Origin of the sequence: Leptospira koniambonensis (genome assembly GCF_004769555.1) — a bacterium.
Taxonomy (GTDB): Bacteria; Spirochaetota; Leptospiria; order Leptospirales; family Leptospiraceae; genus Leptospira_B; species Leptospira_B koniambonensis.
Genome location: NZ_RQFY01000007.1, coordinates 137131 through 163140 on the forward strand (window position 1 = coordinate 137131; position 26010 = coordinate 163140).

At 38.8% G+C, this 26010-nt stretch carries 26 protein-coding genes; 16 read left to right on the forward strand and 10 right to left on the reverse strand.

Features of this window, described 5'->3' with window-relative positions; all coding sequences use genetic code 11:
• Positions 1 to 5: 5 nt before the first annotated feature.
• From meaB to EHQ52_RS16075, 12 genes are all read left to right on the forward strand, one after another.
• Positions 6 to 1049: a methylmalonyl Co-A mutase-associated GTPase MeaB gene (meaB, locus tag EHQ52_RS16020; RefSeq protein WP_135616188.1), complete on the forward strand. Its 1044-nt coding sequence runs from the start codon at positions 6 to 8 to the stop codon at positions 1047 to 1049.
• A gap of 233 nt (positions 1050 to 1282) precedes the next feature.
• Positions 1283 to 1663, forward strand: coding sequence for an LIC20211 family lipoprotein (locus EHQ52_RS16025; protein WP_135616189.1), 381 nt, complete (start codon positions 1283 to 1285; stop codon positions 1661 to 1663).
• 57 nt (positions 1664 to 1720) lie between these two features.
• The gene (locus tag EHQ52_RS16030) at positions 1721 to 2083 is read left to right on the forward strand and encodes a hypothetical protein (protein ID WP_244244931.1); all 363 of its coding nucleotides are present in this window, start codon (positions 1721 to 1723) and stop codon (positions 2081 to 2083) included.
• Positions 2080 to 2421, forward strand: a complete 342-nt coding sequence (locus EHQ52_RS16035; RefSeq protein WP_135616191.1) for a hypothetical protein — start codon at positions 2080 to 2082, stop codon at positions 2419 to 2421. The genes EHQ52_RS16030 and EHQ52_RS16035 overlap by 4 nt, the downstream gene beginning before the upstream one ends.
• The gene (locus EHQ52_RS16040; protein WP_135616192.1) at positions 2418 to 4964 is read left to right on the forward strand and encodes a TonB-dependent receptor plug domain-containing protein; all 2547 of its coding nucleotides are present in this window, start codon (positions 2418 to 2420) and stop codon (positions 4962 to 4964) included. The genes EHQ52_RS16035 and EHQ52_RS16040 overlap by 4 nt, the downstream gene beginning before the upstream one ends.
• A complete protein-coding gene (locus EHQ52_RS16045; protein WP_135616193.1) occupies positions 4964 to 5461 on the forward strand; it encodes a hypothetical protein in 498 nt (165 codons plus the stop codon). The genes EHQ52_RS16040 and EHQ52_RS16045 overlap by 1 nt, the downstream gene beginning before the upstream one ends.
• 78 nt (positions 5462 to 5539) lie before the next feature.
• The gene (locus EHQ52_RS16050) at positions 5540 to 6157 is read left to right on the forward strand and encodes a MotA/TolQ/ExbB proton channel family protein (protein ID WP_135616194.1); all 618 of its coding nucleotides are present in this window, start codon (positions 5540 to 5542) and stop codon (positions 6155 to 6157) included.
• A 27-nt stretch (positions 6158 to 6184) separates the two neighbouring features.
• On the forward strand, positions 6185 to 6589 hold the full coding sequence (locus tag EHQ52_RS16055) for an ExbD/TolR family protein (RefSeq protein ID WP_086445818.1): 405 nt from the start codon (positions 6185 to 6187) through the stop codon (positions 6587 to 6589).
• A gap of 9 nt (positions 6590 to 6598) precedes the next feature.
• The gene (locus tag EHQ52_RS16060) at positions 6599 to 7255 is read left to right on the forward strand and encodes an energy transducer TonB (RefSeq protein ID WP_135616195.1); all 657 of its coding nucleotides are present in this window, start codon (positions 6599 to 6601) and stop codon (positions 7253 to 7255) included.
• A 172-nt stretch (positions 7256 to 7427) separates the two neighbouring features.
• Complete coding sequence (locus EHQ52_RS16065) at positions 7428 to 7988, forward strand: SCO family protein (RefSeq protein WP_244244932.1); 561 nt, start codon at positions 7428 to 7430, stop codon at positions 7986 to 7988.
• A gap of 149 nt (positions 7989 to 8137) precedes the next feature.
• Positions 8138 to 8590, forward strand: coding sequence for an LIC_20196 family exoprotein (locus EHQ52_RS16070; RefSeq protein ID WP_135616197.1), 453 nt, complete (start codon positions 8138 to 8140; stop codon positions 8588 to 8590).
• 11 nt (positions 8591 to 8601) lie between these two features.
• Positions 8602 to 11007, forward strand: coding sequence for a C1 family peptidase (locus EHQ52_RS16075; RefSeq protein ID WP_135616198.1), 2406 nt, complete (start codon positions 8602 to 8604; stop codon positions 11005 to 11007).
• Positions 11008 to 11197: 190 nt separating this feature from the next.
• Here EHQ52_RS16075 and EHQ52_RS16080 read toward each other — a convergent pair whose 3' ends face one another.
• From EHQ52_RS16080 to EHQ52_RS16105, 6 genes are all read right to left on the reverse strand, one after another.
• A complete protein-coding gene (locus EHQ52_RS16080; RefSeq protein ID WP_425269401.1) occupies positions 11198 to 12571 on the reverse strand; it encodes an EAL domain-containing protein in 1374 nt (457 codons plus the stop codon).
• A gap of 54 nt (positions 12572 to 12625) precedes the next feature.
• A complete protein-coding gene (locus EHQ52_RS16085; RefSeq protein WP_135616199.1) occupies positions 12626 to 14056 on the reverse strand; it encodes a UTP--glucose-1-phosphate uridylyltransferase in 1431 nt (476 codons plus the stop codon).
• Positions 14044 to 14451 (reverse strand): hypothetical protein, encoded by a 408-nt coding sequence (locus EHQ52_RS16090; protein ID WP_135616200.1) that lies wholly within the window; start codon positions 14449 to 14451, stop codon positions 14044 to 14046. Before EHQ52_RS16090 ends, EHQ52_RS16085 begins: the two co-directional genes overlap by 13 nt.
• A gap of 100 nt (positions 14452 to 14551) precedes the next feature.
• Positions 14552 to 15097 (reverse strand): CsgG/HfaB family protein, encoded by a 546-nt coding sequence (locus EHQ52_RS16095; protein WP_135616201.1) that lies wholly within the window; start codon positions 15095 to 15097, stop codon positions 14552 to 14554.
• A 13-nt stretch (positions 15098 to 15110) separates the two neighbouring features.
• Positions 15111 to 17252, reverse strand: a complete 2142-nt coding sequence (locus tag EHQ52_RS16100) for a 7TM diverse intracellular signaling domain-containing protein (protein WP_135616202.1) — start codon at positions 17250 to 17252, stop codon at positions 15111 to 15113.
• Positions 17253 to 17276: 24 nt separating this feature from the next.
• Entirely contained in the window at positions 17277 to 18473 is a 1197-nt protein-coding gene (locus EHQ52_RS16105; RefSeq protein WP_135616203.1) for a TraB/GumN family protein, read from the reverse strand.
• A 211-nt stretch (positions 18474 to 18684) separates the two neighbouring features.
• Here EHQ52_RS16105 and EHQ52_RS16110 point away from each other — a divergent pair, with 211 nt between their 5' ends.
• The 4 genes from EHQ52_RS16110 (at position 18685) to EHQ52_RS16125 (ending at position 21796) form a co-directional block, all read left to right on the forward strand.
• Positions 18685 to 19191, forward strand: coding sequence for a chemotaxis protein CheD (locus EHQ52_RS16110; RefSeq protein WP_100710783.1), 507 nt, complete (start codon positions 18685 to 18687; stop codon positions 19189 to 19191).
• Positions 19192 to 19195: 4 nt separating this feature from the next.
• Complete coding sequence (locus tag EHQ52_RS16115) at positions 19196 to 20047, forward strand: HDOD domain-containing protein (RefSeq protein ID WP_135616204.1); 852 nt, start codon at positions 19196 to 19198, stop codon at positions 20045 to 20047.
• The gene (locus tag EHQ52_RS16120) at positions 20044 to 20583 is read left to right on the forward strand and encodes a shikimate kinase (RefSeq protein WP_135616205.1); all 540 of its coding nucleotides are present in this window, start codon (positions 20044 to 20046) and stop codon (positions 20581 to 20583) included. The genes EHQ52_RS16115 and EHQ52_RS16120 overlap by 4 nt, the downstream gene beginning before the upstream one ends.
• A 319-nt stretch (positions 20584 to 20902) precedes the next feature.
• Positions 20903 to 21796 carry a tyrosine-type recombinase/integrase gene (locus EHQ52_RS16125; protein ID WP_135616206.1) on the forward strand — a complete coding sequence of 298 codons (894 nt, stop codon included), beginning with the start codon at positions 20903 to 20905 and terminating at the stop codon, positions 21794 to 21796.
• Positions 21797 to 21800: 4 nt separating this feature from the next.
• On the opposite strand, the gene EHQ52_RS16130 is transcribed toward EHQ52_RS16125, so the two are convergent.
• The 4 genes from EHQ52_RS16130 to EHQ52_RS16145 are packed head-to-tail and all read right to left on the reverse strand — an operon-like array spanning position 21801 to position 26009.
• Positions 21801 to 23213, reverse strand: a complete 1413-nt coding sequence (locus EHQ52_RS16130; protein ID WP_135616207.1) for an MFS transporter — start codon at positions 23211 to 23213, stop codon at positions 21801 to 21803.
• 32 nt (positions 23214 to 23245) lie between these two features.
• A complete protein-coding gene (locus EHQ52_RS16135) occupies positions 23246 to 24535 on the reverse strand; it encodes an alanine racemase (RefSeq protein WP_135616208.1) in 1290 nt (429 codons plus the stop codon).
• Between the two features lie 45 nt (positions 24536 to 24580).
• Complete coding sequence (locus EHQ52_RS16140) at positions 24581 to 25201, reverse strand: trimeric intracellular cation channel family protein (RefSeq protein WP_135616209.1); 621 nt, start codon at positions 25199 to 25201, stop codon at positions 24581 to 24583.
• 1 nt (position 25202) lies between these two features.
• Positions 25203 to 26009 carry an SDR family oxidoreductase gene (locus EHQ52_RS16145; RefSeq protein WP_135616210.1) on the reverse strand — a complete coding sequence of 269 codons (807 nt, stop codon included), beginning with the start codon at positions 26007 to 26009 and terminating at the stop codon, positions 25203 to 25205.
• Between the last annotated feature and the right edge of the window lies 1 nt (position 26010).

Below are 26010 nucleotides of genomic sequence, written 5' to 3' on the forward strand. Positions count from 1 at the left end.
TATCTATGCCCGAGACCGAGGGAAAAGAAGAAGCCCAGATCCGAGGCTCTATCAAAAAAAAGAGCCTTCCGGATGCGGAAACTTTTTCCCAAGGAATTCTTTCTGGAGATATAGTTCTATTAAGTAGAGCCATCACCTTAGTAGAGAGCACCCTACCTTCTCACCAAGAGCTTGCAGAAGCTATATTAGAAAAATGTTTACCTCATTCCGGTAAGAGTATCCGAGTTGGTATCACAGGTATTCCTGGTGTAGGCAAAAGTACATTTATAGAATCCTTCGGAAATCATCTGATCGAACAAGGCAGAAAGATTGCAGTACTTGCAGTCGATCCTACATCACAATTATCTAAAGGATCCATTTTGGGAGATAAGACCAGAATGGAAATTCTTTCCCGTAAAAAAGAAGCATTTATCCGCCCTTCTCCTTCCGGAGATTCATTAGGTGGAGTCGCACGTAAAACTAGAGAAACAATCTTTTTATGCGAGGCTGCAGGCTTCGATACAATCCTTGTAGAAACTGTTGGAGTTGGACAATCAGAGACTGCAGTTAATTCAATGGTGGATATTTTCCTTCTTCTTTTAATAGCTGGAGCGGGAGATGAATTACAAGGAATCAAACGTGGTATCATGGAGATGGCGGATTTGATCGCGATCACCAAAGCTGATGGAGAAAATACTGCCAGAGCAAATCGTGCAAAAGCAGAAACAATTTCCGCAGTTCATTTTCTTCCTACTCATGAATCAGGTATTAAAACAGAAGTTAGAACATGCTCGGCAGTTACTGGAGAAGGTATCTTCGAAATTTGGACTGAAATTTTAAACTTCATACAAGCTATCAAAGACAAAGGTTACTTAGATAAAAAAAGAAAAGAACAGGCCAAACATTGGTTACACGAATCTGTTCAATCTATGTTACTAGATGATTTCTTTTCTAAATTAGGAAATGATTTCCATAAGGCAGAAGAACTTGTAACCCAAGGACTGGCAGGTTCTTATCAAACTGCTCGCAGGCTTGTGAAGTATTATAAGAACGAAGATAATCAAATTTAAACATTCAACGAAACCAAACAATCACGGTTTTGTAATATATTCCCTCTCCTAAACATTATTTGTCCCGACCATATCACATTGATTCTAGTTCCAGATGGAATTTTTTTTCTTGGAAAATATGTCTTTTGGGAGATTGATGGTGGATACAAAAGATTGAACCTCAATCGCGAAACGCCTCTGTTCTAGCAAGAAATTGACTTAGACCCGAGTCGGTTATTGGAAAAGGAAAAAACATGAAACCTCGTATTTCTGGGCTAGTCTTAGCTATTCTGTTAGCGATATCTGCCATCTCTTGCGCAACTTCTAGTGCCGGACTCGCAACTAGTACGGTTCCTGTAGCAGATAAAAAGTATAAGGTGATCTCTCCGGTAGAAGGAACAAAATACTGGTACACATTTGATATCGCAATTATTGGAATTCCATTAAGCGAACCTCCTATTGATCAACTATTAGAACAATTGAAAAAAGAAAAAGAGGCAGATGCTCTAATCAATGTACGCTATTGGACAGATAAATCTATCTTTGTATTCTTAACTGTAAACCGTCTTCATATCTCTGCAGAAGCAATCAAGTTCGAAGATGAGATCCCAGATCCTAAAAAGAAAGGCCGTTAATTTTTAAACGACATGATTCTTCTTAGATCTATCATTCTGTTTTGTTTTTTAATTTTTATGATGTACTCATGCTCAGGTTCTTTTAATAGAGCGGATGTAGGCGGCAGAGTAACTAGCACTCAACTCATTGATTCTGCTACAATCATTCGCTCCCAAGATTATATGGAGTTAGGAGTTTCTACCGGAGAAAGTTCCGTTTTCTTTTTGTTCGGACTTATCCCAGTCACCAATCCATTAAATATGGATTATGCACTTAGTGAAGCAGTTCAAAAGATCCCGGGAGGGAAAAGTTTGATCAAAGTAAAATACTGGCAGGAGACTCACCTATTCTTTCCAGTCGGTACGATAAGTGTCTTGAAAGTAAAAGGTACAGTGATCGGTTCTCCTTCTGTGACTCCGAACGAGGCGGGTAAAAAATGAAAACCCGACTATTTATAATCAGCTTCTTTTGTATTTCATTAATAGATTGTGTTCGGGAAGATACTGTTCCTCAGGGAGATGCAAACAGCCAGATCTATGCTGCAGCAGAATATCTTTCTAAAAAATGTGGAGACCCAATTCCACCAAATTTCCCAGCAGCGATTGGAGATGTACAAAGAAGGAATTTAGATCTTTGTAGTATTGCGATCACTAAAGCAGAATGCCCTTTTAACTCTTATCCTGTGGTTTGTCTTTGGATCTATTATGATAAACCTGCGGGAGAGATCCCTTGGTATTTGAATTTTAAAGATGTATTTGTGGATCCTAAATTGCCATGAAGTTAAAAAAAGTTCTGATCAAAATCGCTTTCCTCGCGGCAATCGCTCCATTGGATGTGTTTGCAGAAGTAACCTTTAAAGCTAGGTTATTCTCCAGGCAAAAAAACCAAGGAGAATCTAAAACCCAGGTTCTACTTTTTGAAACCAAAAAGATCTATAGAACAGATGCAGAAGGTTATTTCGACGCAGTAGTACCTTCTCCTGGAATTTATACTTTCCGTATTTTAAAAGTAGAAGATATGCAGGATATCAAAGGTAACGTAGAGGCTTCTGGCCAAACAGTTACTCTTTATACGGATGCAGGTTCAGATGCTTCTATAGGATCTCCTAAAGCAAAGACTCCTAAGGGAACAATCACAGTCGCTGCAGAAAGAGATAAACCTATTCTTTCCAGAACTACGATCAAATACGAAGAGATCAAAAGGATGCCTGGAACTTTTGGAGAACCATTACGAGCCTTGGAAACAATTCCTGGTGTGGTTCCTTCTGCTGCATTTGGCGGCGGAGCAAACAATTATGTGATCCGGGGTTCTGATCCAAACTCGAACTTATATTTAGTAGATGATCTTCCTATTTTGTATCCATTCCACTTTGATGGATTGAGCGCAGTGGTAAACGCTAACTTGATCAAATCAATTGATGTGTATACCGGTGTATTCCCTGCAAACTTCAATAACGCATTGGGTGGGGTCATTCATATCGACACTGTGGATAAGGTAGATAAGTCTCAGAAAAACCTGATCATCTCTGCTTGGTCCAGTAGTATCAGTTATATGAGTCCTACCTTTGGCGGGAAAGGTTATCTGATCGCTTCTGCCCGCGTAGGATACTTGGACAGATTTGTACAAGGATTAACTTCTGCATTAGGTGCAGACTTTCCAGAAGGTTTAAGACTTCCAAGATTCGTGGACTCTCAGGTTAAGTTCGTTCATAATTTTAATGAACATCACCAAGTCTCTTTTCATTCCTTCTATTCTAAGGATGATTTTGCAGCAAATCTTCCTGCAAAATACCAAAATGACCCAGCAAATGATGCTACTGCCGCATTTGCTGGAGCAAGTATTTCCTCAGGACAAGGATTCAGAACCCAAGCATTACGTTATACTTGGAAACCGATCGATACATTCTCCAATCGTGTAACAGTTATCAGTTATGATCCATTCACTGACTTTAATGTCTCTTTTGGTTCCATTCAAGGAAAGAATAGAGCAAGTGGTGCATATAACGGTGTACGACAGGATGCTTTTTGGGATCCGAATAAATATTTCAGCGCTGAGTTCGGAACAGAATATAGATTATTAAATTATTATTCTACAGGTTCCAGTATCATTCAATCAGATCCGAACAATTTAAGTCCAAACCCTTATGATACCCAAAGCCCAGACTTCACTACTATACCTACGAACATTACTGCGAAAGGATCCTACTATAACGGTTATCTAACAACTAAGATCCGTTTAGGTAATTTGCATATTGAACCGGGAGCACGTTACGATTATATTCCTTACGTAAACAATAGTGCACTCGGTCCAAGAGCTCAGGCATCTTATAAGTTTGAAGGTATAGGAAAAGGAACTACTATTTTCGGAGGTGGAGGTAATTTCTTCCGCTTCCCTCTGGATACTAGATTTAATAAGGATAGTGGAAACCCTCACTTGGATTTTGAGAAAGTTTTCAAGTACGGCGGAGGGATTGAACAATTATTAGAAGGTGATTACCAGATCAAAGCAGAAGTCTTCAAACAAGAATACTCTAGCTTGATCGTGGATGACCCTTATATCACTGAACCTATTGGAACAAATCCGGACCCATATTCCAGGATCGCTCAACCTTTTATCGCAAACAAAAAGTTGAACTACTCCAATAGTGGAACTGGCTGGTCCAGAGGTTACGAGCTAGTACTTCGTAAGAACTCCCGCCCTGGAACCAGGAATTGGTTTGGTTGGATTACCTACACTTGGTCCCAAACATTCAGAAATAATAATATATTCACGCCTGATGCTGGAGCCGCTCCTCTAAGCGCTCAAGAAACCCAGATCGCCGCAGAGTTTTATAAGAATTCTAAAGAGACATTATACGACTATGACAGGACCCATGTGATCAATATGGTCTTCGGTTGGAGATGGAGCCAAGAGTGGCAATTCGGCGCAAGATGGTCTTACCTGACAAGTAGGCCGTTTACTCCTATTGTAGGGGACGACGGGGGAAGGTTCAGTAACCCTGCAAATGGCCAAACCTATTGGGTACCTCAATACGCCAATAACCCAGCCCTTGGAGAATATATCAATAGTCGTAGGTTAAAGCCTTATCATCGACTTGACATCCGTTTCGATAGATTTTTCAATTATGAATGGGGGTATGTGAATACCTTCCTGGAGATAGTAAACGTATACCTAAGAGAGAACGTGGGTGGAGAAGATTTCGATAATACGAAACCTTATTCCAAAACGAACCCAAGTCCTAGCCCGACATTCGGAACAATTCCTTTGCCAGGTGGTGTGATCATTCCGTTCTTTAACGTAGGTATCGAGGTTAAGTTCTAATGAACGTTCGGAGTTTGAGAAAAGTTTCTACACACTGGTTCGGATTATTGTCCGCTCTAGTTATATTCTCATACTGTTCCCAATATTCTCCAGAAGCGTCTAACGAAAGTACACTCGTCCTACAATCTCTCTTAAATTATTCTGCAAATCCATCTACAGCATGTAAGTCTTCCATGCAAGAAGCAGAAGATTGTTTAAAAACTTCCTCAGACTTAAGCGGAAGTGGAGAAATTGAAATTTCAGGATTATTCTCCGGGGGAACTGCTAAGAGTTATGAATCTTATTGTAGCCAATTATTGGCTCAATCGCAGATGTCCGGTTTAAATTCCAAAGTCCAAGAATGTATTTTTAATTGTAACGAATCCTATTGGTCCAGGGTCGGATCTGAAAATGATTGTAGCGGAGAAGGTGCTGAACTTATTTCTAACTCCGGAATTGAAACCCTGAGCTGTATCAGAAATTGCAAAGAACTTTATTCATCAGAACCAGAACTTTAAGTCCGAAATTTCGGAACAAAAACGGAATGACTGGGATCGTATCAGACAAAAAAACAGAAATTAAGAAGGAATTATAAAATGAGTTTCGAAAATGCTATTGGGTACATGGAAACGGCGATCTTCGTGATCATGGCGATCGCGAGTGTTCTTGCAGTAGCCGTTGTAGTAGAAAGAGCGATCATATTTGTTAAAAATACAAAAGACTCCGCCTTCGTATTACCTGAAATCATCCAAACCGCAAGAAAGGGAGATCTAACTGGAGCTCCTAAATTTTCAGATAATTATCCAGAGAATGTTTACGCAAGATTTGCGGACTTCTCCTCCGAACATTCCAAAGGTGGAAAAGAAAGCCTGGGTGAACTCATGGAAGGAAAGATGATCGGAGAAAGAGTCGATTTCGAAACCAGACTTTCTATCCTAAACACATTGGGAAACAACGCTCCATTTATCGGACTATTAGGAACAGTATTCGGAGTAATCAGCGCATTCTATAAATTAGGGACTTTGGGAAACGCAGCAGGAGAAGTGGTAATGAGAACCATTTCACAAGCTCTTCTCGCTACTGCAGTTGGTCTTGCTGTCGCAATTCCAGTAGTAATGGCAAACAACTACTTCACCAGGAAATTGAAAATTATCCAAGCCAATCTGGAAATTCTTTCCAAAGAATTTTTAGCAAGCCTGTCTCGGAAAGGTTAAACCGGGGATTTCTAGAAAGGAGAATTTATGGCAGGTCAAAGTTCTTCCGGCGACGGAGAAGAAATCGGCAGTATTAATATTACTCCGATGGTAGACGTTATTTTGGTTCTTTTGGTGATCTTTATGGTTACCGCAAACTTTTTAAAAAAAGAATCCATCAATATCAATCTTCCTAAAGCAGATGCAGTAGATGCGAATCTAGCTAAAACTGTTCAGGTAGCATTATCTAAAGACGGAAAAATTTTCTTAGAAGGAAATGAAACAGATTTCCCAAGACTCGAAGCTCAATTGCAAAAAGAGACTAAGATCCGTCCGAATATGAGGATCACGCTATCCGCTGATTCTTCCCTTCCTTATGGAAAAATAGCAGAGACTATGGGAAAGATCAAAAAAGCGGGCGTGCACCAAATCGCATTATCCGTTAAAAGGTGATCCGGAGAAATGAATCCCACTCTGGAAAAAGTAAAAACTGACACAGCCCGAAAACTCAAAGAGCTTTCTCTTTGGGAGATCTGCGTTTATGGTTCACTTGCTTTTCACCTATTTTTATTCTTAACTTATTACTACATCACTCACAAAGAAAAGGAAATTGTAGATTCCGAACAATTGGAAATGAATGTAGAAGTTGATATCCAAGATATTCCTCCTGAACTTCTCGGAGGAGAAACTGCTCCAACTCATAAAGATCCAAATGAATGGGTAGAAGGTTCCAACGACGAAGGTAAAGATCCAGACCCGAATGAGATCAAAGAAAATGAGATCAGCGGAGAAGGTACTGACAAAGACGGATTTTTATTCGCTTTTTATGGAGACAAGGCACCTACTCCGATCATTGATTTTTCTTTGAGAGATTATTTTCCTGAGAACGCTCGGGCCCAAGGTATCTCTGACGCGATGATCTACCTAGAAGTGCAAGTAGATGAAAAAGGAAATCTGATCAATGCAAAGGTGATCAAGTCTTCTATTCGCGGATACGGTTTTGAAGAAGCTGCAGTTAAAGTAATTCGATTAGCTCGTTGGAGTCCAGGTTACGCCAAAGGAAGACCCACTCGTATGAATCATAGGGTCCCTGTCCATTTCGAGCTGGACGATAACTAATCCTGACGTTTCAAACCGCCTAAATATTTCCATATTTTACACACTGGAAATATTTTTCTGAATAAGATTCCTTAGATATTCAAGGTCATATTCTAAGAATATAAGCTGATGTTTTCTTCTTAGTTTTCGTCCATTATAACTATAGATGGAATCCGGGGCTTGGAAATTTTTTATGACTGGTGTAGTAACTAGTCTGATCATCGTATTCTTCTTTTCTCATTCCAATCCTGGAATGATCCAAGCCGAGAAGGATATTCCAGAAGAAACCCTAATTCTCGCAGATAAACAAGAGAATGTTTCCGTTCAGTCTGTATTCTATGGTAAACAAAGCTTCTTATATTTCGGATCTTTAGACTCTTCTAAAAACGATCTGGATCAAGTGGAGAAGTTCTTGAACTGGTTTGATAAATCTGCGCCAGGCGATTCTCAATTTGTATTTATTAGTTTAACTCCAGAAAAAGACGGATATAAAGATCTAAAAGATAGATTCGGCAAATTAAGTGAGAAGGTACTTTTACTTAAACCTGCAAACTCAAGTGCAGCATTGGAACTTGCTAGATCATTCGGGATCCAAGCATATATCCAACCTGAAAGTGGAAATATGAAATATAAAACTGCACTTATCTGGGTGGACGATTCTCCCAAGATCAGAGGTATCTTTCCTAAAATTCCGGAAAAACCGGATTCGATAGATCTGCCTTCCCTGCTCGTCCGAGCAAAAGAAGTTCCCTAAAATCCCTTAAAATACCATTCTTAGTAAATTATTTTCCAAAAATTGGAATCTTCTAAATCCCGTTTAGAAAGTAAAATTCTTGAAAAAGGTCCCAGATCAGAAGTAAAGTGAAAAGCCGCGTTAACAAATTGTTTCCGGAGTTATTCCAAATGCAAAAACGTTTCGTATCGGTCCTATTCGTACTGATCCTATTCTTTATCTCGCCAATTTCAGCATTAACACCACCACCCAGTCTGGAATCTCAGGTGAATTCTTCTAACTTTATCGCTTTGGCAAAACTTTCCAATGTGAAAGAAAGTAAGATCTCCTCTAATTCTATTTCTGTCACAGCAAGTGTAGAGATCCTAAAGTCCTTAAAAGGCGGAAAGGAACTCCCACAAAAATTTGATATCGCCTTCTTAATATTCCCTGAATTATTTGGAAAATGGCTTAAGGCTGCTCCCCAAGAAGGAGAATATATACTTTTTTTAATTAAGAAAAAAGTAAAAGACAGCAAGGGTGTAGAATCTGAGGTGATCGGACTTTACGAACCTCATCCTTATGCATTTCGTGAATACAACAAACAACTAGAAGAAAATATTTTATCTCTAACGAAGAACTAAAGGACAAATAGATGAAACTGAATTTGCGTTTATTATCCGCACTATTATATTTACTCTCCGCTACCGGCCTATTCTCCCAGACACCTCCCGGCCTGGGAATGAAACAAGAACCAGCGGAACTTTTGGCTTCTTTAAAAGAAGCAAACCCAAATCGTATCTCTCATAGAGGGCTTTCCTCTTCTGTGGATCTTTCCCAGTACATGCCTCCAGTGGGTGACCAAGGACAACAGAGTTCTTGCGTAGCTTGGTCCACTGCTTATGCTACCAAGTCTTTCCAAGAATATATGGAAAGAAAAGATAGAGGTTGGAAGCTAAGCGACTCTTCTGGAAGTCCAAACTATTCCAATATTTTCTCACCAGCATTTATCTATAATCAGATCAACGGGGGAAGAGACAATGGTTCTTTGATCTCAGATGCAATGCGCATAGTCGTAGAAAAAGGAGCGGCTCCTTGGTCTTCTATGCCGTATAACGAAAGAGATTATTTGGCTCGTCCTCCTCAAGACGCTTTTAATGCGGCTTCTTCTTATAAAGCTAAGGAATTTTTAAGGATTAGACAAACAGATCCAAACGAACTAAAAAACCAACTTGCGCTCGGAAGACCAGTTGTCGCGGGGATCATAGTTTATGAAAACTTTATGAATTTAAAAGGAAAAGAAGTTTATAAAGAAGGAGTTGGAAAGACCTACGGAGGACATGCGATCGCAATCGTAGGTTACGATGACTCTAAAGGAGCTTTCAAATTTATCAACTCTTGGTCCACTCAGTGGGGAGATAATGGTTACGGTTACATTGAGTATAGATGGTTCACTAAAGTTTGCCAATCTGCTTTCGTTCTTGTGGATGATGTGGCACCTGCAACTACTACAAACACAACAACGACCACTACTACACCTTCAACAGATGTAAAACCAGTTCCTCCTGAAAAGGTAAAACCGACCTCTCCTAAAGAGATCGCAGCTACACAAGGTTCTTTTTCTGATAAGGTTATCTTAACTTGGGCATCTGTCCCACTTGCGATCGGATACGAGATCCATAGAAAAGGTCCTGGAGATTCTTCTTTTTCTAAGGTTGGCCTTTCTCAAACCAATGGATTCACAGATGATGGGATCCAAAAGGATGTCGCTTATTCTTATAAGGTCGCAACTCTAACTGACACTGATTCTTCTGATCTATCAGATGGGGAAGCAATCGGTTATGCAAAGACAGAAGAAGCAAAGGCTCCACCTAAAGTTGTAGGAGTAAAAGCAAGCCAAGGCCAATATCCAAATAAGATCGATCTAGTTTGGGAATCCATCAGTGGTGTTTCGGATTATTACGTATATAAGTGGAACTCTATCCAGAAAAAATACCTCTCCGTCGGAAGAGTGAAAAATACAAACTATTCAGATAATGCTGCCGCTAAGAATGGAGTGACTGAATTTTATGTAATCGCTGCGATCAATAATGGTAAAACTGGAGATGCTTCCGATGCGGCGTCCGGATTTACTATGAAAACAGAAGCCAAACCTCCTAAACCTTTCGGGCTTACCGCTACAAAAGGATTATATAATAGTAAAATAGAAGTACAATGGCAGAAGGTTTCAGGTGCTTCTAAATATGTTGTCTATCGTTATGATGTGAGCGGATTATTTGGAGGAGGCGCTTGGTCCAAAATTGGAGAAGAAGCAAAAGAAGCATTTATTGATGAAAAACTGAATGGCCAATATGCATTCTATGCTGTTGCAGCGGTGAACAAGGACGGGCAATCCGGACCATTCTCCGATTATGCTTATGGATATATAGATCCGAATAAACATAGAGCAGCAAAACTTCCTAGCCCAACAAATCTGAAAGGAGCACTCGACGCCAAAACTGGAAAAATTTCTTTAAAATGGGACTCTGTAAAAGGAGCCAACGAATATTATGTGTATCGTAAACAAAGAGGAGCTTCTTCTTGGGATTTTGTTTCTGGAACAAATGAAAAGACTACAAACTTTACCGCAGATGTTCCTGAAAAAGAAATTTTGTATCTGTACTCAGTGACTTCTAAAACAGATCTGGGAGGAGAAAGTGATAAGGCAACTCCTGTCTCCGCAGTTCTTTCCCAAGCAAAACCAGCAAAGGTAATGCGCTCCTTCGGTGGAGATTCTAGTTTAGAAAAATTTAAAGGACCTTGGACTGCTATGTCTTGGGATGGTTCCAAAGGTGTAAACCAAGTTCTTTTAGAGATCGAAAGCCAAGACAACGTGAATTACGTTGTGAAGTTCAATAAGCAGAAAATTTTCGAAGGAAGATATGTAGAGAATAGCCCAATTATCGATAAGGAAGGTAAATTCCGAATTGAGATCGAGAATGCAGGAGATGCTCTACAAGTGACTCTAAAAGATAATGGGATTATCAACCAGAAGGCAACTCTGAACTTCTTGAAAGAGTAACCGCGAGGAACTCTTATATTCTAAAAGATCCCATGTTGGAATTCCAACATGGGATGTTGATAAAAGATCTGCTTGATTATCTATTGATATTGTGATATAGGGGTTTTGTCGGGGCGCATGGGTACCACCGCACCGGCCCCCACCCAGAACAAGGGTGGGGCAATCCCAATCCCCGTTGGAACTCCTACAATTAAAACAGATCTACTTCTTTAGCTAGAACAAAAATATTTCCAACTTCTTTCAATCTTTGGGTAAGTTCAGGCGAACTTAATACCTTTGTGACTGCAGTTTCAGGAAGTTTTTGCATTTCTTTAAAACGTTCCTGATAATCTTGGATCCAGATCTTTCTACAGAATAGATTGGCTTGGAAATAATATACTTGGTGAGTAATGAGGAAGTTTAAGGAATCGATATCCTCTAATGCTTCCGCAGTGATGATCGCTTCTCTGTTATCAGAAAGTCTTCTGCAATAATCTATGAATGCAAGGTTGTCCAAGAATTTTGTCAAGTCTTGGTCTGCTTTGAATTTGAAACTGATCGGATCCAGTTTAAATTCTTTGATCATTTCTCCCAGATCCAAAACGACTTGGTGACTTTGGCTTTTTACTCCGAAGTCATCCGCAGCAAAACTAATCCCGAAATTCCAGAACCTTCTACATACAGACTTGAGAGTCGCCTCCCCTTCTTCGTAAGGTTTTTCGATCAGCTCCATACGAACATTTTGAGGATTCAGGTTTTGTTTCAGAAGAAGTTCATGAAAGCGTGTGACCTTCTCATCCGTATCGAATGTATCAATTAGAGTCTGAGGAGAAATATTAAATTTTAGAAGTCCAGGAGAACCATTGCAAGACATGATCAACTTCTCTAAGATCAGAAGTTCTATTCTGTTCAGATCTTGGTCATGCGGAATATCACGAATAAGATCCGCATATCCAGCGTATGCTTCTCCACCTACGAAAACTTCTCCACCTTTCATGGAGAATGTATGATCCCTATGATTATAATGAATGATCGGTTGAATGACCGCGTCTGCTCGCTCACTCGCGAAATAATCGTTTACACGATTCAGATAAGTCCAGCTCCAACGAACCAAATTATCTTTCAGATTTTTTAAAGAAGAAGTTTCCAACTCTCTGAAAATCTCTTCCACATAGGAAATAAAATTACACTGAGTTCTTCCGATCCCGAAATCAAAATTAAGAGCTCCGGTCCGGACTGCTTGGTCATGGAATCTTCCCATAGCAGCGTCAAAATTAGCAAGACTGATAGGCCCAGAATTATCTAAAGGAGCTACACCTATTAGTAGATTCTTTTTATCACCATAGGCATAATAACGAAATAGTTCACGATGAGAAGGTTCTATGTCAGAGATCTTCTGAGGGATCAATTGTATGAATTCTACTAGAGAAACTGTGGAAATATTTTGAAATCTGAGGAGGAAGATTGGCTTTCCTCGATTTTCATTGATGAATACCGTCTTAAACTGTTCCAGATCCCCCATATCAAAGGATCTTAATTTTAAGTTATAAGCATCGGTCATTTCGTTTGCGACATTAATCGGCATAGGGTGGGCTTACAACTCGGAAGCCCGTGGACTGGATTTTAAACGACTGTTGTTTTATGTAAAGTGGAAATGTACAGTATCGTTCGAGATTCGGTCCACACCTAATTCAGACAATTTTTTTTGCCCTGGTCCGGGGTTTACTAATATAACATCTCCTTCTATAATTACTTTCTTATCAAACAAAATATCTCCTTCTACTTTCAAGGAGGTGCAGCGCACTAAAGAAGGAATAGCTTGTATTCGGCCGGTAAAATCTTTTACCTTCTTATAATAAGTTTCATCTAAGGAGATCACTAATTCTCCTAGACCTGCCTTCTTTCTTTCTTCCGACATAGTTACTGAGAAGTCTGGATTCAAAGAATATGCATCAGAACGTCTGACTAGATAGTCTTCGCATTTTTTTACAGGAGCAAAACGATCTCTTGGAATAATGAGACCTTTTGTATTGGAGAAGTTTTGGATGGCAGATCCCATTGCAGTCTCTAACTGTAGGACCTCCTTCCCTTCTACCTTTTTAGGATTTACGATCAATGATAGTTTGAAAGAGCCTTCGAGTAATTTTTCTTTCAGCACATCTAATCGTATCCAAAGATTATTAGTGGAGAATGTTCTAAATTTACCCAAACCCTCAAACTCATGCATATGATCAGAAGGCACCTGAGCAGTTTCTAATAATTGTAAGTTCTTTTTTTCTCCACCTACTACTCTTCTAAAAATTGCTCCGCCTTTTTTATCGGCGAGTGTTTTAGGAGTCATTTCCATGCAGAAGTCTAGGTTCTCTTTCAGAATATATTCTAATATTCCAGGATGAACTGTTGCGCCTAGATTGTCTCCATTAGAAACGAATGCTACCTTGTATCCATTTTCTAAAAGTCGATCTAATAGCCCTGTTTCCAAAAGTGTGAACCATATATCTCCATGACCTGGAGGACACCATTCTTCTGAATTATTTTTAGAAATTTCCAAAGGTTTCAACTCAGGAATAACTAGTCTTGGAACCTTATGTTGTAAAAAACTTGTAGGGTAATTTTGTGAAAATTTGATCTTCTTAAGTTCTTCCTGACTCTCATCCTGAGTGCTAAAGCTATCCATCAGAATAAGAGGAACTTCTAAATTATATTTTTGTCGGATGTACTCAACCTGCTTGCAGACCACTTCTAAGAAGCTCATTCCATCCTTGATCTCTATCAAGGATTTTGGCCCGGAAAGCCCCATACTAGTTCCAAGGCCTCCGTTCAATTTGATCACAACTAATTCTTTTAAAAATTTGGGATCACCTGAATATTCAGATTCGATTTTTTCTAAAGAGATCTCGTCTTTATTCGGGTCCAGATCCCCTACTTCTTCCCATTTTACGATCCCAGTTTCACCGTTATGAACTTCTTGGATCTTGGAAATAAAATCGGAGATGAACTCTTGCGAAAGTCCTTCTCTCGACATTTTTTCTCTGACTAATTTTTCAGATTCTGCAATTAACGGATCCATCTTATAATTCCTTTCGCATCGTACATTTCGTCAAACTCGCCCAATTCAATTGTATATTTTTCATCTTTGGAAGAAGGATCATAGATCAGTTTTAGTTTTACTTCTCTTCCATTATCGTCCTTTTTTACAGGCTTCTCATTTTGCTCAGCATACAAAGGAAGGAAGACAGAATAAGAATAGATATACACAGATTTTTTGGAGTTTTTTCTATAATACAAAACCCCTTTTTCGGCAAGATCTCGCTTTAAGATCTTTGTATAAGGTACAGGGAAACTCTTATTCCAAGTGGCAAGAAGTGTTTTGTCCATCTCGGAATGTTTAGGTATCTCCGAATACAAATTGGTTACGGAAAAAAGAAAAATGCCTAATACCAGGAAACGAAAGATAGCTTTCATAAACTTACAGACAGATTAAGAACCAGTAAGTATTCTTCAAGTAATTACTTAAAACAAAAGGACCGCTAACTATAGCGTTCCTTGCTACTTTTGATCTAACCTATTTAACGGATTCCTTATATTTAGAATAGGTTTCGTTGTCCGAATCAAATACAATATCTGCAGTCGCACAAATCACTCCGCCCAAGGAAACGATCCGAATATTCAGTAAAAATTCCTGGTCTTGGAAAACCAGCTGCCCTAAAGCAAGATATTCTGCTCCGGAAAGTTTTCCTATAGAAATAATCTGATCATTCAGCACAAGTCCGCTCGCTTGGAAATCCTGCTCTCCTATGACACGGTTCAATCTATCTCTTTCCAGTAATTGGAATGTTTTAGGATCGAATAATTCTTTTCCAAGTCGATCAGTTACGAGTCTTCCTAATTGGGAATTACTCCCGTCTTCATTGAGTATATTTAAGATAGCAAGCCTTGCGGGAAGTTTTCCGCCCTGGGCCTTGAGAGAAGCCAAAAATTGGTATCTAAGCTCAGAGGCAATGGTTGCCACTCCTGCATTTGGGTCTTTTGCTTTTTTCTTAGCCTCCCCTGAAGAAGCGCAGGAACCTAATAACAATATAACTACTAATAGGAAGATCCGGATTTTCATTTTCCCGCCTATATTAAAAATATTTAACTAATGTAACTTGGTTTCCGGGACTATTAAATTTCACCAGATCGAATGTTGCTAAAGTAAGTGTGAGCCCTCGTCCATGAGTGATCCCTTCCGAATTCAACTTTTCCATACTACTCTTTTGTAGTCTAGCATGGTTGAATCCTTTTCCTTCGTCTGTAATCCGGATACCTATTCTATCTCTGGAAAGTGAATATTCTACCTTCACTTTTTTGGACTTATAATAAGGGTCTTTCTGCCTTTCCTGAACGAATCTAAAATAATTTCCTTCTGACATTGCTCTCGTTTTTTCTTCAAAACTAATGTTCAGATTCCCATGTTCTATTGCGTTAATGATCATTTCCCTAAGGCAATTTCTCATCGCAGTGATCGTGCTTGGATCCACAAATCTGTATAAGTTCGCAGTCATTCTTTGGCTTAAAAGTTCTGCATTCTGCAAATAATTATTCGCAGTATAGACTGTCTTTTCATCATCTACATACCTGGACATTAAGTCTTGGTCAGGTTCGAATGCTCTTCCTAAAATTTCCCTTTGGCCTTCGTACTCTAAGATCTGGAATTGAACTTGGAGCTCTTTAGGTTCTCTTAAATATTTTTGTAGGAATTCTCCTAAAAATCTAACTGGTTTTCCTTCGGAAGCAAGTTCTTCCAACTTTTCTAATACGTATAATTTTTTATACGCGTCTTGTAATTCTCCTGCCTTATAGATCAGCTCCATAAAATTTTTGCCGATCACTTCTTGGGGTTTGAATCCTATATGTTTAGAGACTGATCTGTTCGCTGCGAGAATATTCCAGTTTTGGTCCAAGGAGAACAGAAAGTCTTCCTCTACTTCGAATAAACTTCTGTATTTTGCTTCAGATTCTTCTGCGTAGTTACGGATATTTCCCAGCTCTTCTACCCTTTGTTTTAATTGATCGGATAATCTTTTGATCCTATCTGCAAGTCCCAAGGATAGAAGGCTTACTTCCATCACTGAACCTACTTGTATTCCCCAAAGAGTGAAAAAGTTATTTGGAAGTATTCCGAAAGATTTTAAACCGAATAAAAAACTAAAGAATAAGAAAGAAGACCAAGCGAATAAGAAGTATTTTGCTTCTCTTCTTCCAGCTAACAAACATTGGATCCCGTTAGAGATCAGAAATCCTAGAGTAAAGAACATTAGAATTAAACTGCTCATGATAGCAGTTCTATATTCCCAAATGAATAATGTGGAGATCATTCCTCCAAAACTAAGAACAAAAAGTAAATAATACAGTTTGGAAGTTTTAGGAGTATATTCTGGAGCATTCAAAAAGGATCTACTGAATGCACCCGCGGTCAAGATGACCGAAAAAATCGAAAACGGAAGACTGTAATTTGCCCATAGAACGGAACTTCTCCACAAATATTGGAAAGATAGACCGTTTAAAGTAAATTGGAAGAGTATATAAGTTAATATATAAATAACGTAATATAGATAACTTTTATCTTTGGTGGAAAATAATAAAAATAGATTATAAACCACCATGATCAGCATGGAGCCGTAATATAATCCGAGTGCAAGTTGTTCTGTAAAAGTATGTTCTATAAATTCGTTTTTGGAAAATGCCAGAAAAGGCAAAAGAATAGAGCTGGAACTTGCAATCCTAAAATAGATCTCTCTTTTAGAACCAGGCTCATCTGAAAAAGGGTACGCAAAATTCCTATGTTCGATTGGGCGTGTGCCAAATTCTCTTAAATCTCCTGAATGATTGATTGCAGAATCTGAATTTCTTCCCGCATATAGATCTACAAAATCCAAAAGAGCATAATCAATTTCTAAGATCCAATCTATTGCTTTGTTTGTTTGGTTTTCTGTGCGAAGACGCACCCAAATCGCAGATTTAGAATATCCGAAACTATTCTGGAAGATCTTTTCAGATCCTCCTTGATCGAATATTTTTAATACTTCTTTAAAAGACTTTTTGCCCGTTTCGTCTTGGTAAACAGAAAGATATGGAAGAAGAGAAGAACCATCCATCTTCTCTTCCAAAAAGAAACGGTCCTTTTTTTCGTAGGCCGGACCTTCTCCCCAAATTGGAAAAGAGAAGAAGACCATCAAAAGAAAACTAGAGAAGATTATAGATCGAGTCTTGATTTCCTTTCGCATTCGGCTACAGATCGTACGCAAATTTTAGAAAAAAGCGCCTACAAATTTTAGGATTTTATCAAAAATCTGTTTAGACACAATAAAAGTCCCGATGCTACTTCCTATCTGAGGGAGCATAAATACCAAGAAGATACGAGTTACTTTGTTCTTCCAATATCCACTGAAAGTTTCTGTATCTTCTCCCAATTTTTCGAAATCTTCTACCAATGGTTTTCTAAACCAAGATTCAGATAAAGCCGCTACCCAACCCGGTTTGATAATTGGATTAAAATTCCCGATAGGAGCCGCGATAAATGCAAGAAGAATAGAAACTGGATGCGCAAGTGCAATGATCGCACCAATTGCAGCAAGTGATCCTTTTACCAGGATCCATCTAATTAAAAATTCTTGGCCTTCTTCTTTTCCGCCGAACCAATAAAGAGCGGTGAAAGCAGAGATAATGATTGCTGGGAATAATAAAGGACGAACTCGATCCCAAAAACCTTTAACAGGTTGGATATCCAAATGATCGATATCCTTATCTTCTACAATATGTTTTACGATTCCTTCTAAATGCCCAGCACCAACTACTGCGAAAATTTTCTTACCTACTGCAGCTTGTTGTCTGATCCTTTGCGCGAGATATGCATCTCTTTCATCTATGATCACATTTTTAACAGACTGATATCTAGAAGGAAGTTGAGAAAATAGATCCTTGAGAACATCATCCGATTTCATCTCTTCTATTTTTTCAGGAGAGATCTCTTCTTTAACGATGAGTGAACTTACTAAGGTGGAGAATAACATCATTCTACTCCAGAAGCCTACATTCCACCATGCTCTTTTGAGAGTAGTAGAGATCTCACGGTCAACTGGTACAATCTTAGCGTGGATCTTATTTCCTTCTTCGATCGCTTTTCTCATTTCGTCACCTGGACGAATGTTTCCGTAGCCTAGTTTTTTCTGGAAAGAAGAAAGGATTAAGCTGGAAAGAAGGAGCCACATCTTTCTTTCCTTAAACACTTTGAAAATATCTAATTTTTTCCAATGGTCCGGATCCTGAACCGATCTCATTCTGGAAGCACAAAGTTCTACACAGACCGTGTCCGGTTTTTCTTCTTGGATAATTCTGGAAACTTCATCTATACTTTTTTGGCTGATATGTGCCGTTCCCAAAATTGTGATCTGGGAACCGTTTAATTCCAAGGTACGGATCGGTTCGGAGGAGGCGATTGTTTGCAAGAGGGTCGATTTCCTTTCTTTACATACAGTTTCCTTTAAGCTGGATGATATGAAACTCTATTTTTCCAAAAAGAGCGGGAATTCCTACGAGATTTTTAAAAGGTTAAATCGTCACATAATTCGATTCCGGTCCGGTGAAATTTCCGGGAAAAAAGATTTGAAGGAACTTGGATGATCCTAAAATACTACCCGGTTATTACTGACAGAAAGTATGCTCAATAAAGACGTAAAAACTATAAACGTCGGGATCGCGGATATCCAAGGTGGCCAATCCCCTTCCATGATCCGCACCACATTAGGTTCCTGTATCGGGGTCGTTTTCTATTCTCCGGAGAAGAAGGTAGGAGCCATGGCCCATATCATGCTCGCCAAAGATCCTTCTGGAAAAGATTCCTCCAAAAATCCTCATAAGTACGCTGAAACTGCTCTTCCAGAATTGGTTAAAAGAATGACTGAACTCGGCTGCGGCAAGGGAGAATATTACGCTCGTCTATTCGGAGGAGCTTCCATGTTCAAAGGAATGAACTCAAGTTTCCTTCAGAACATTGGCGACTTGAATGTAAGTGTCGCAAAAGAATTTTTAGATAAAGAAAAAATAACGTTACTAGTGGAAGACGTCGGTGGCCATGAGGGCAGAACGATCAGTCTCTATTTGGATGATGGCAGGATCCTTCTAAAGAAGGGCGGATTCGAAAAGTACCTTTATAAGGTCAGGTAACGGAATGAAAGAAAAGATAGATCAACTTTTTGAAAACGAAGCCCAGCTTCCTAAAATCTCCTCCGTAGTAAGTAAAGTAATGGAGATGGTGGGAAAACCAGACGTAGTCATCGCAGACCTAGCCAAGGAAATTTCCAAAGATCCTGGACTTACTGCTGCAGTGATCAAACTTTCCAACTCTGCATATTTTCGCCCTGCTAAACCTGTAAAAACTGTACAAGAATCCTTGATGACTCTTGGAATTAAAACAGTACAGGAAATCGTTCTACTGAACGAAACCAAAGGTATTCTGAAAAAAGAACTGAAAGGTTATCAGGTAGATGGCGAATCCAACTGGATCCATTCTTTGATCGTAGCAGAACTTGCAAAAAGGATCGCGGTACAGAAAAAACTAAAAGTGGATAAGGACCTAGTATTTACTGCGGGACTTCTTCATAATATTGGAAAAGTAATACTCGCTGATTTTTTTCCTACAGTGCTCATGCAATTCAGAGCCGAATTACAAACTTACCAAGGACCTTATACTGACTTGGAAGCTAAATTTTTCGGATACACTCACCAAGAAGCAGGAGCAAAACTTTTAGCAAAATGGAATTTCCCTGAGGAATTGATAGAAGTAGCCAGATATTATACTGAACCTGAAAAGGCCGCTCAGTTCCCTGAACTAGTCTCTACCGTACATATCGCAAATTGTATTGTGATCCTAGGTGGAATGGGAATTGACATAGGCGGTTTGAAAATTCCACTCTCTTCTAAAGCCTTACAAAACGTAGGTGTGACAGAGGGAGATCTGCAAATGTACTACACTCTTTTACCGGAGATGGCTAAACATATCGAAGAGTTGATCTCGGTTTGAAAAACATTGCCCTGATCGGCCCCAGAGGCGTTGGAAAATCTAAAATCTCCCGCAAACTTTCCAAACTCACAGGTAAACCTGTAATCTCTACAGACATGATAGCTGTTTACCTGACAGGTGGAGTGTCCATCCCAGACTTCGTAAAATCACATTCAGGAAATTGGAAACCTTTCCGCGACCTAGAATTTGAGATCCTAAAACAAGTTTCAGGCTCTCAAAATTTGATCTTAGATTGTGGTGGCGGAATATTATTCGACCAAGACGAATCAGGTAAGGAGATTGTAAGTGAAAGAAAGATAAATATACTGAAAGAAACTGCATTTGTGATCTCTCTCTCCAGAAAATCTGAATACTTGGTGGAGAAAATCCAGAACGATCCGACTCGTCCTCCTTTAAGTAGCGTTCTTTCTTATAAAACAATTTTAGAATCCAGACTACCTCAGTACAGGGCCCATTCCGATATCCAGATTGCCTTAGATGACCGCAGTGCAGAAGAAGTTTGCGAGGAAATCCTACGCAGATCTGGCTGGGTCTAATACAAATAGGGCGTTCTGCCCTTTCCTTAAACGCTCAAATTTACAAGATATTATAAAAATCATAAGAGCCTGCCCCAAAAGGTCAGGCTCTTGAAGCCCGTGATTTGGTATTGACCGATGGCCTATCTTTTGGGACGGACTATAAATATCTTTACGATATTCTAATGGAATTAGAACCTTCGTTATAACCGGATGAGAAAAATATCATTCTAAAAAGTTCAAACCCGATGTTGGAACTCCAACAAATCGTGACACGGACTTTTGGAACATCCGGATACACAAAAAATAAAAATGATACAGTTAGTACTAGAGGTCCGAGATGATAGATACGGAGGTCCCGAAGAAGAATAAGTCTTCCTTCGAGAAACTAGTAAAGGTAATTCGGCAAAGAAATTATAAAAAGGCGACCGAATACACTTACCTAAGATATAATTTGGACTTTCTTTTGTTCGCGGACAAACCCGCGGAAAAAGTAGTTACAAAGGATATCGACAAATACATAGAATATTTAAGGAAGAAGAAGGTTTCCTCTTCCACGATCCAGATCAACATCAGTTCTTTAAAAATGTTTTTTGAAGAAGTTCTGGATATGAATGTATTCGAAGACTTCAGAAGACCTGCAAGGGAATATAAAACCCCTAAGGTTCTGAACCAAAAAGAGATTTCACTTCTTTTGGAGACTGCATCTGAGTCTCCTAGATCCCATCTTCTCTGCGCGTTAGCCTATTATGCAGGCTTACGAGTGGGAGAGATCATTCGTTTGAAATGGGGACAATTCGATCTTTCTAAAAAGACGATCAAAGTGGACTCCCCCATCCCTACTCAAAACAGAACCGTTTCGATGGATTCCGAATTACAAAAAATTTTGAAGAAGTTCGAAAAAGAAGTCGGAACTGAGAAATCTTCTTATTTGTTTCCGGGCAAATACCAAGGCACTCATTTGACTTCTAGGAACGTAGAACGTTTGGTCGGGGATTTAGCAAAATATGCAGGGATCAAAGCCCAGGTTACCTTGTTCACTCTCAGACATAGTAGAGCAATCCACCAACTGGCTGAAGGAAAAAGCCTGGAAGATATCAGAGAGTTTTTAGGTCATAAGAGCCTTGCGACCACGGAAAGTTATCTTCCTATCCGCAAGAACCTAAGACCTCAGGTCAGACAAAAACATATCCAAGACGCTTTAAAAGAAATTAAGAAGAAGTATAAGTATTAAAAACTTATCCGGCCGGAAGGCCGGAACTTCTTCTTTTTTGAATATTCTTTTTTCTCGATAGAAGTTCCTGTATTTTTGCATGAACTTCTGAAGTCATTTCCATTCTAGTAAATATCAAAGAAGCCATGACGAATAAACTTCCCACAATCGGTCCGAATATTAAAGTTATCCTCCAACCAAGCTCTGGGTTTTGAGTTTTTGCTCCTGCTTGGTATCCGATTCCTTCCAATAAAAATCCTAAAAATGCAAAACCGATCGCTCTAATGATCTTTGTTGCCATCTTCCAAAATCCGAAATAAGCACCTTCTCTCTTTTCACCAGTCAGAAGTTCATCATAATCCACTACATCTGCCACCAACGAATCGAAAAGAAGAATGGATCCTGCAAATATTCCTCCAAGAAATGCTGCGATCAAAGGAGCCTCATAAGATCCTTGGGGCAAGATCGGATATAAGATCATTGTCATAACCCCGAGCAAAAAACTTCCCCAAAATGCAGGACGTTTTTTACCGAATTTTTTTGCTAAGTACACCCAAAGTGGAATAGAAAAAGTAAGGAAGACTACAAAAGGAAGAAGTATTCGTATAACAACTTGAGAATCTTCCAACAGCAATCTTTCCTTATAATACAAAAGTCCTAAGGAAGAATTTAAAGTCCTGGCAGCAGTCGCGACTATAAATGCCAAAAGAAGAGGAAGAAAATAACGATTTCTTAATATAAAACGAGCGGATTGTAAAAAGGATAAAACATTCTCTCCGAAAGAATTCGGTTTTGTTTCGGATCGTTTATAAGGAAAATCTCTACCTTTTGTAAAGGTATAAGAAAAATAAGATACAAAACATAACAAAATCCAAATAGTCCCAGAAGAAAAGCTTCTGGAGTTAAATCCATCTTTTCCTAAGGAAACCCAAATCGCAGGAAGAAGTAACCCTGATAAAAGACCTATATTCGCAAAAAATAATCTCCAACCGAAAATTTTATTTCTTTCTCCAGATGTATGACCGATCTCTCCTCCTAAACTAATATGAGGAACTGCAATCATTGTCATAAATGTATTCGTGAGAAAATAAGCGATTACCAGATACAAAAACTTAGAGATTTGGCTTTCTAACTCAGGAGGAGTAAAAAGAAAGTACGCCCCTAACCCAAGTAAAAATCCACCGATTAAAATATAAGGTCTTCTTCTTCCATCTGTAAAACTAGTTCGATCTGAGATATATCCCATAATAGGATCACTGATAGCATCCCATAAGATCGCAATCAACATAGCCAACCCGAATAAAGAAGGTTTTAATCCAACTGTAGAAACATAAAAATCCAGAAGATAGATCTGGGCCATTGTTTCCACTGCAGTGATTCCCACTTCTGCGGAAGCATAACCTGCCATTGTTTTATTCGAAAGAATTTGTTCTTTCATTGGATGATGCGTTCTTTCCGAGCCCTTCTATCCTAATTGATAAAAGTTTTCCATATTCCTATCAATTTGCCGGAACGGACTAGATGGATCTCTCCCATCTCGGCCATTACCTTTTCACTTTGAGTAGGCCTAAAGAATACATGATCATCAGGTTCTAAAGATATAGCTTTGGACCCGTTTAAGATACTTTGGTTGGTGCTGGAACCAAATAGAGAATTGTCTTCCAGACCTTTAGGAGATTCTTTTTTGGCAGAGAATGCTCCTCCATAGATAAAGTAAGTCATCTCTTGGTTCGGGTTCCAGAGTGGAAATAGAAAGGATAGTGATTCCAAAAATGGGATCTTGGTTCCTTCTAACTTTTTCAAGACCGGAGTTGCGATAAATACTGCAGGACTATGCTCTTCCAAACTTTCCACATCAAAATCAGTAGGTTTAACTAGAGCAGAACCCAAAGATACATCGTTGACTACTCCAGGATTTTTTTGATAGAAACTATAGGTTTTACTTCCTCCACCGTTGAATACTAGGTCTTTTTGGAATAAATTCGGAAACTTCTCCTTTCCTAATCTTACGAAATTAGAATATTTATCTAATGAGTTTTGGAGTGATTTTTCCATTGCGGAGATCTTATCTCCAAAGATTACAGGCACAGAAGCAACATGTGGTTCATATCCCATATATCCGGCAAGTTCCAGATTTTTAGGATTCGCGTGTAGGAGTTCCAACACGGACAAAGAATTTTCTGGTTTAGAAAATCCTCCTCTATGTAATCCTATATCGATCTCTAAACTTAATTTTAATTTTAGTTCCTTCTTCTTTGCAAAATCTAAGTATTGCTCTACTCGATTAGAAGTATCCACTAACCATTGTACATTTTGAAAATTCTCTTTTTTTGTTTTAGAGTATATATTTTCCAAAGCAGAGATCGGCATTGGTTTTCCCAAAAGAATATCAAATTTTTGGAATTCTGGATCATTCAATAACATGATGATATCTCCAGAATGAAATACCATCAGTCTTTTGGAGCCAGTTGCATTTACGATATACTTAAGCAAATCTAAAGAAGGAAGGGATTTTACTACTACTCTGTATGATAAAGGAGGTTTAATTTTTTCTTTCAGAAGTTTTAGATTAGAATCCAAACGATCCAAGTCGATAAGGACGATCGGTTTTCCTGGACCATTTAGTTTAAGCTCCGAATTCAAATCTTTAAAATAAGAATTATAAGAAGCACCGTTATCTTTCGGTTTTAAAAAAACGATCAGCAAAAGTGCGACTGCAAAAATCCAAAGTAATCCATGATTAGACCCTTTTCTATACATCTAGATTCTCCTTCGAAAAAACAGTTCGGATTTTAAAATGTTAGACTATTCAGGCAAACGGAATTTAGGAAGAGATAGATTAAATCTGACAGCAATCATTCGAACTATTATCACGAGCAATGCAGAGACTACGGTATTTAAACTTCCGTTCACTTCATATCGATCTAATACAATGTATAAAATCGCTCCAGCCAAACATGCAGTTGCGTAAATTTCTTTTCGAAAGATCATTGGAACTTCGTTGATCAAAGTATCTCGGATCACCCCGCCGAATACTGCAGATACCATTCCTAAGATGGCAGCTGCAAATGGATTCACTCCGCTAAGCAATGATATTCTAGTTCCGATCACTGTATAGATCCCAATTCCAACTGTATCAAAAAAGAAAATCCCAGTTTTCATTCGGATCAAAAATCTAGGGAAGATAAATGTGATCGCAAAGCCTGCAAATATTGCCCAAAGAACATTTGAATCGGAAACCCAAGAGACTGGATAATTTCCGAGTGTGATATCTCTTAAAGTTCCACCACCAATTGCAGTGATAAATCCAGTGAAGAACACGCTGAATGCATCAGCATGATAGGTCTTTTTTTCCGCAGCAGCCAAGGCTCCTGACACAGCAAAAACTGTGACCCCGGCCAAATTGAAAAAATACGAAAGGTCCACCTTAATTCTTTTTGTAAGTTGTTTGTTTCTTCTTGCCTTTATTCATGAGAGAAGGACTGAGTAACGCATTCAGACCTGGAAGGAAACTTCCTACCTTAGCTAAAAATCCTCTGGAACCAGGGATCAAAACTTCCATAGGTTTATTTGGGATCACTTTATTAAAGATAATATCAGTTACTTCTTCCGTTTTGAGGTATCTGTTTCCAGAGAATGTCATGGAAGCTTCTTCATAATCTTTTTGAAGATCAAGCATTGGTGTTTGGATTGCATCTGGGCAAACAACACTTACGAATACTTTTTTAGGTTTTAATTCTTGGGCCACTGCCAAAGAAAATCCTCTGACTGCAAATTTAGAAGTAGAATAAAGAGAAATCCCAGGGATCGGAGCAACGCCTGCCAAAGATGCAATATTTATAATATGCCCTCCACCTTGTACGATCATTCGGATAGAAGCTTCTCTAGTTCCATACATCAAACCTTTTGCGTTGATATCTATATGTTTATCAATATCTTTAGGGCTTACATTTTCAATATAACCAGGTAAAAGATAACCTGCCACATTCATTAAAATGTCCAGTTTGCCCCATTTTTTATAAGCAAGGTCCATGACCTTCTTCCAATCGGAAGGAGAAGTCACATCCAACTTTGAAGTTAAAACTCTATTCTTATCAAACTTTTGTTTAGTAATATAATCTTTGAGAGCTTTTTCGTTTAGATTGGTAAGAAGAATATTATGACCTAAAGAATAAGCTTTCTCAGCCAGATTTTTTCCTAAACCGCCGCTTGCACCAGTGATGAGTATGTTCATT

What these genes read in the sequence shown, in the direction of transcription:
- meaB (WP_135616188.1), top strand. Translation starts at nt 6, where the DNA reads ATGCCCGAGACCGAGGGAAAAGAAGAAGCCCAGATCCGAGGCTCTATC.
- EHQ52_RS16025 (WP_135616189.1), top strand. Translation starts at nt 1,283, where the DNA reads ATGAAACCTCGTATTTCTGGGCTAGTCTTAGCTATTCTGTTAGCGATA.
- EHQ52_RS16030 (WP_244244931.1), top strand. Translation starts at nt 1,721, where the DNA reads ATGATGTACTCATGCTCAGGTTCTTTTAATAGAGCGGATGTAGGCGGC.
- EHQ52_RS16035 (WP_135616191.1), top strand. Translation starts at nt 2,080, where the DNA reads ATGAAAACCCGACTATTTATAATCAGCTTCTTTTGTATTTCATTAATA.
- EHQ52_RS16040 (WP_135616192.1), top strand. Translation starts at nt 2,418, where the DNA reads ATGAAGTTAAAAAAAGTTCTGATCAAAATCGCTTTCCTCGCGGCAATC.
- EHQ52_RS16045 (WP_135616193.1), top strand. Translation starts at nt 4,964, where the DNA reads ATGAACGTTCGGAGTTTGAGAAAAGTTTCTACACACTGGTTCGGATTA.
- EHQ52_RS16050 (WP_135616194.1), top strand. Translation starts at nt 5,540, where the DNA reads ATGAGTTTCGAAAATGCTATTGGGTACATGGAAACGGCGATCTTCGTG.
- EHQ52_RS16055 (WP_086445818.1), top strand. Translation starts at nt 6,185, where the DNA reads ATGGCAGGTCAAAGTTCTTCCGGCGACGGAGAAGAAATCGGCAGTATT.
- EHQ52_RS16060 (WP_135616195.1), top strand. Translation starts at nt 6,599, where the DNA reads ATGAATCCCACTCTGGAAAAAGTAAAAACTGACACAGCCCGAAAACTC.
- EHQ52_RS16065 (WP_244244932.1), top strand. Translation starts at nt 7,428, where the DNA reads ATGACTGGTGTAGTAACTAGTCTGATCATCGTATTCTTCTTTTCTCAT.
- EHQ52_RS16070 (WP_135616197.1), top strand. Translation starts at nt 8,138, where the DNA reads ATGCAAAAACGTTTCGTATCGGTCCTATTCGTACTGATCCTATTCTTT.
- EHQ52_RS16075 (WP_135616198.1), top strand. Translation starts at nt 8,602, where the DNA reads ATGAAACTGAATTTGCGTTTATTATCCGCACTATTATATTTACTCTCC.
- EHQ52_RS16080 (WP_425269401.1), bottom strand. Translation starts at nt 12,571, where the DNA reads ATGCCGATTAATGTCGCAAACGAAATGACCGATGCTTATAACTTAAAA.
- EHQ52_RS16085 (WP_135616199.1), bottom strand. Translation starts at nt 14,056, where the DNA reads ATGGATCCGTTAATTGCAGAATCTGAAAAATTAGTCAGAGAAAAAATG.
- EHQ52_RS16090 (WP_135616200.1), bottom strand. Translation starts at nt 14,451, where the DNA reads ATGAAAGCTATCTTTCGTTTCCTGGTATTAGGCATTTTTCTTTTTTCC.
- EHQ52_RS16095 (WP_135616201.1), bottom strand. Translation starts at nt 15,097, where the DNA reads ATGAAAATCCGGATCTTCCTATTAGTAGTTATATTGTTATTAGGTTCC.
- EHQ52_RS16100 (WP_135616202.1), bottom strand. Translation starts at nt 17,252, where the DNA reads ATGCGAAAGGAAATCAAGACTCGATCTATAATCTTCTCTAGTTTTCTT.
- EHQ52_RS16110 (WP_100710783.1), top strand. Translation starts at nt 18,685, where the DNA reads ATGCTCAATAAAGACGTAAAAACTATAAACGTCGGGATCGCGGATATC.
- EHQ52_RS16115 (WP_135616204.1), top strand. Translation starts at nt 19,196, where the DNA reads ATGAAAGAAAAGATAGATCAACTTTTTGAAAACGAAGCCCAGCTTCCT.
- EHQ52_RS16125 (WP_135616206.1), top strand. Translation starts at nt 20,903, where the DNA reads ATGATAGATACGGAGGTCCCGAAGAAGAATAAGTCTTCCTTCGAGAAA.
- EHQ52_RS16130 (WP_135616207.1), bottom strand. Translation starts at nt 23,213, where the DNA reads ATGAAAGAACAAATTCTTTCGAATAAAACAATGGCAGGTTATGCTTCC.
- EHQ52_RS16135 (WP_135616208.1), bottom strand. Translation starts at nt 24,535, where the DNA reads ATGTATAGAAAAGGGTCTAATCATGGATTACTTTGGATTTTTGCAGTC.
- EHQ52_RS16145 (WP_135616210.1), bottom strand. Translation starts at nt 26,009, where the DNA reads ATGAACATACTCATCACTGGTGCAAGCGGCGGTTTAGGAAAAAATCTG.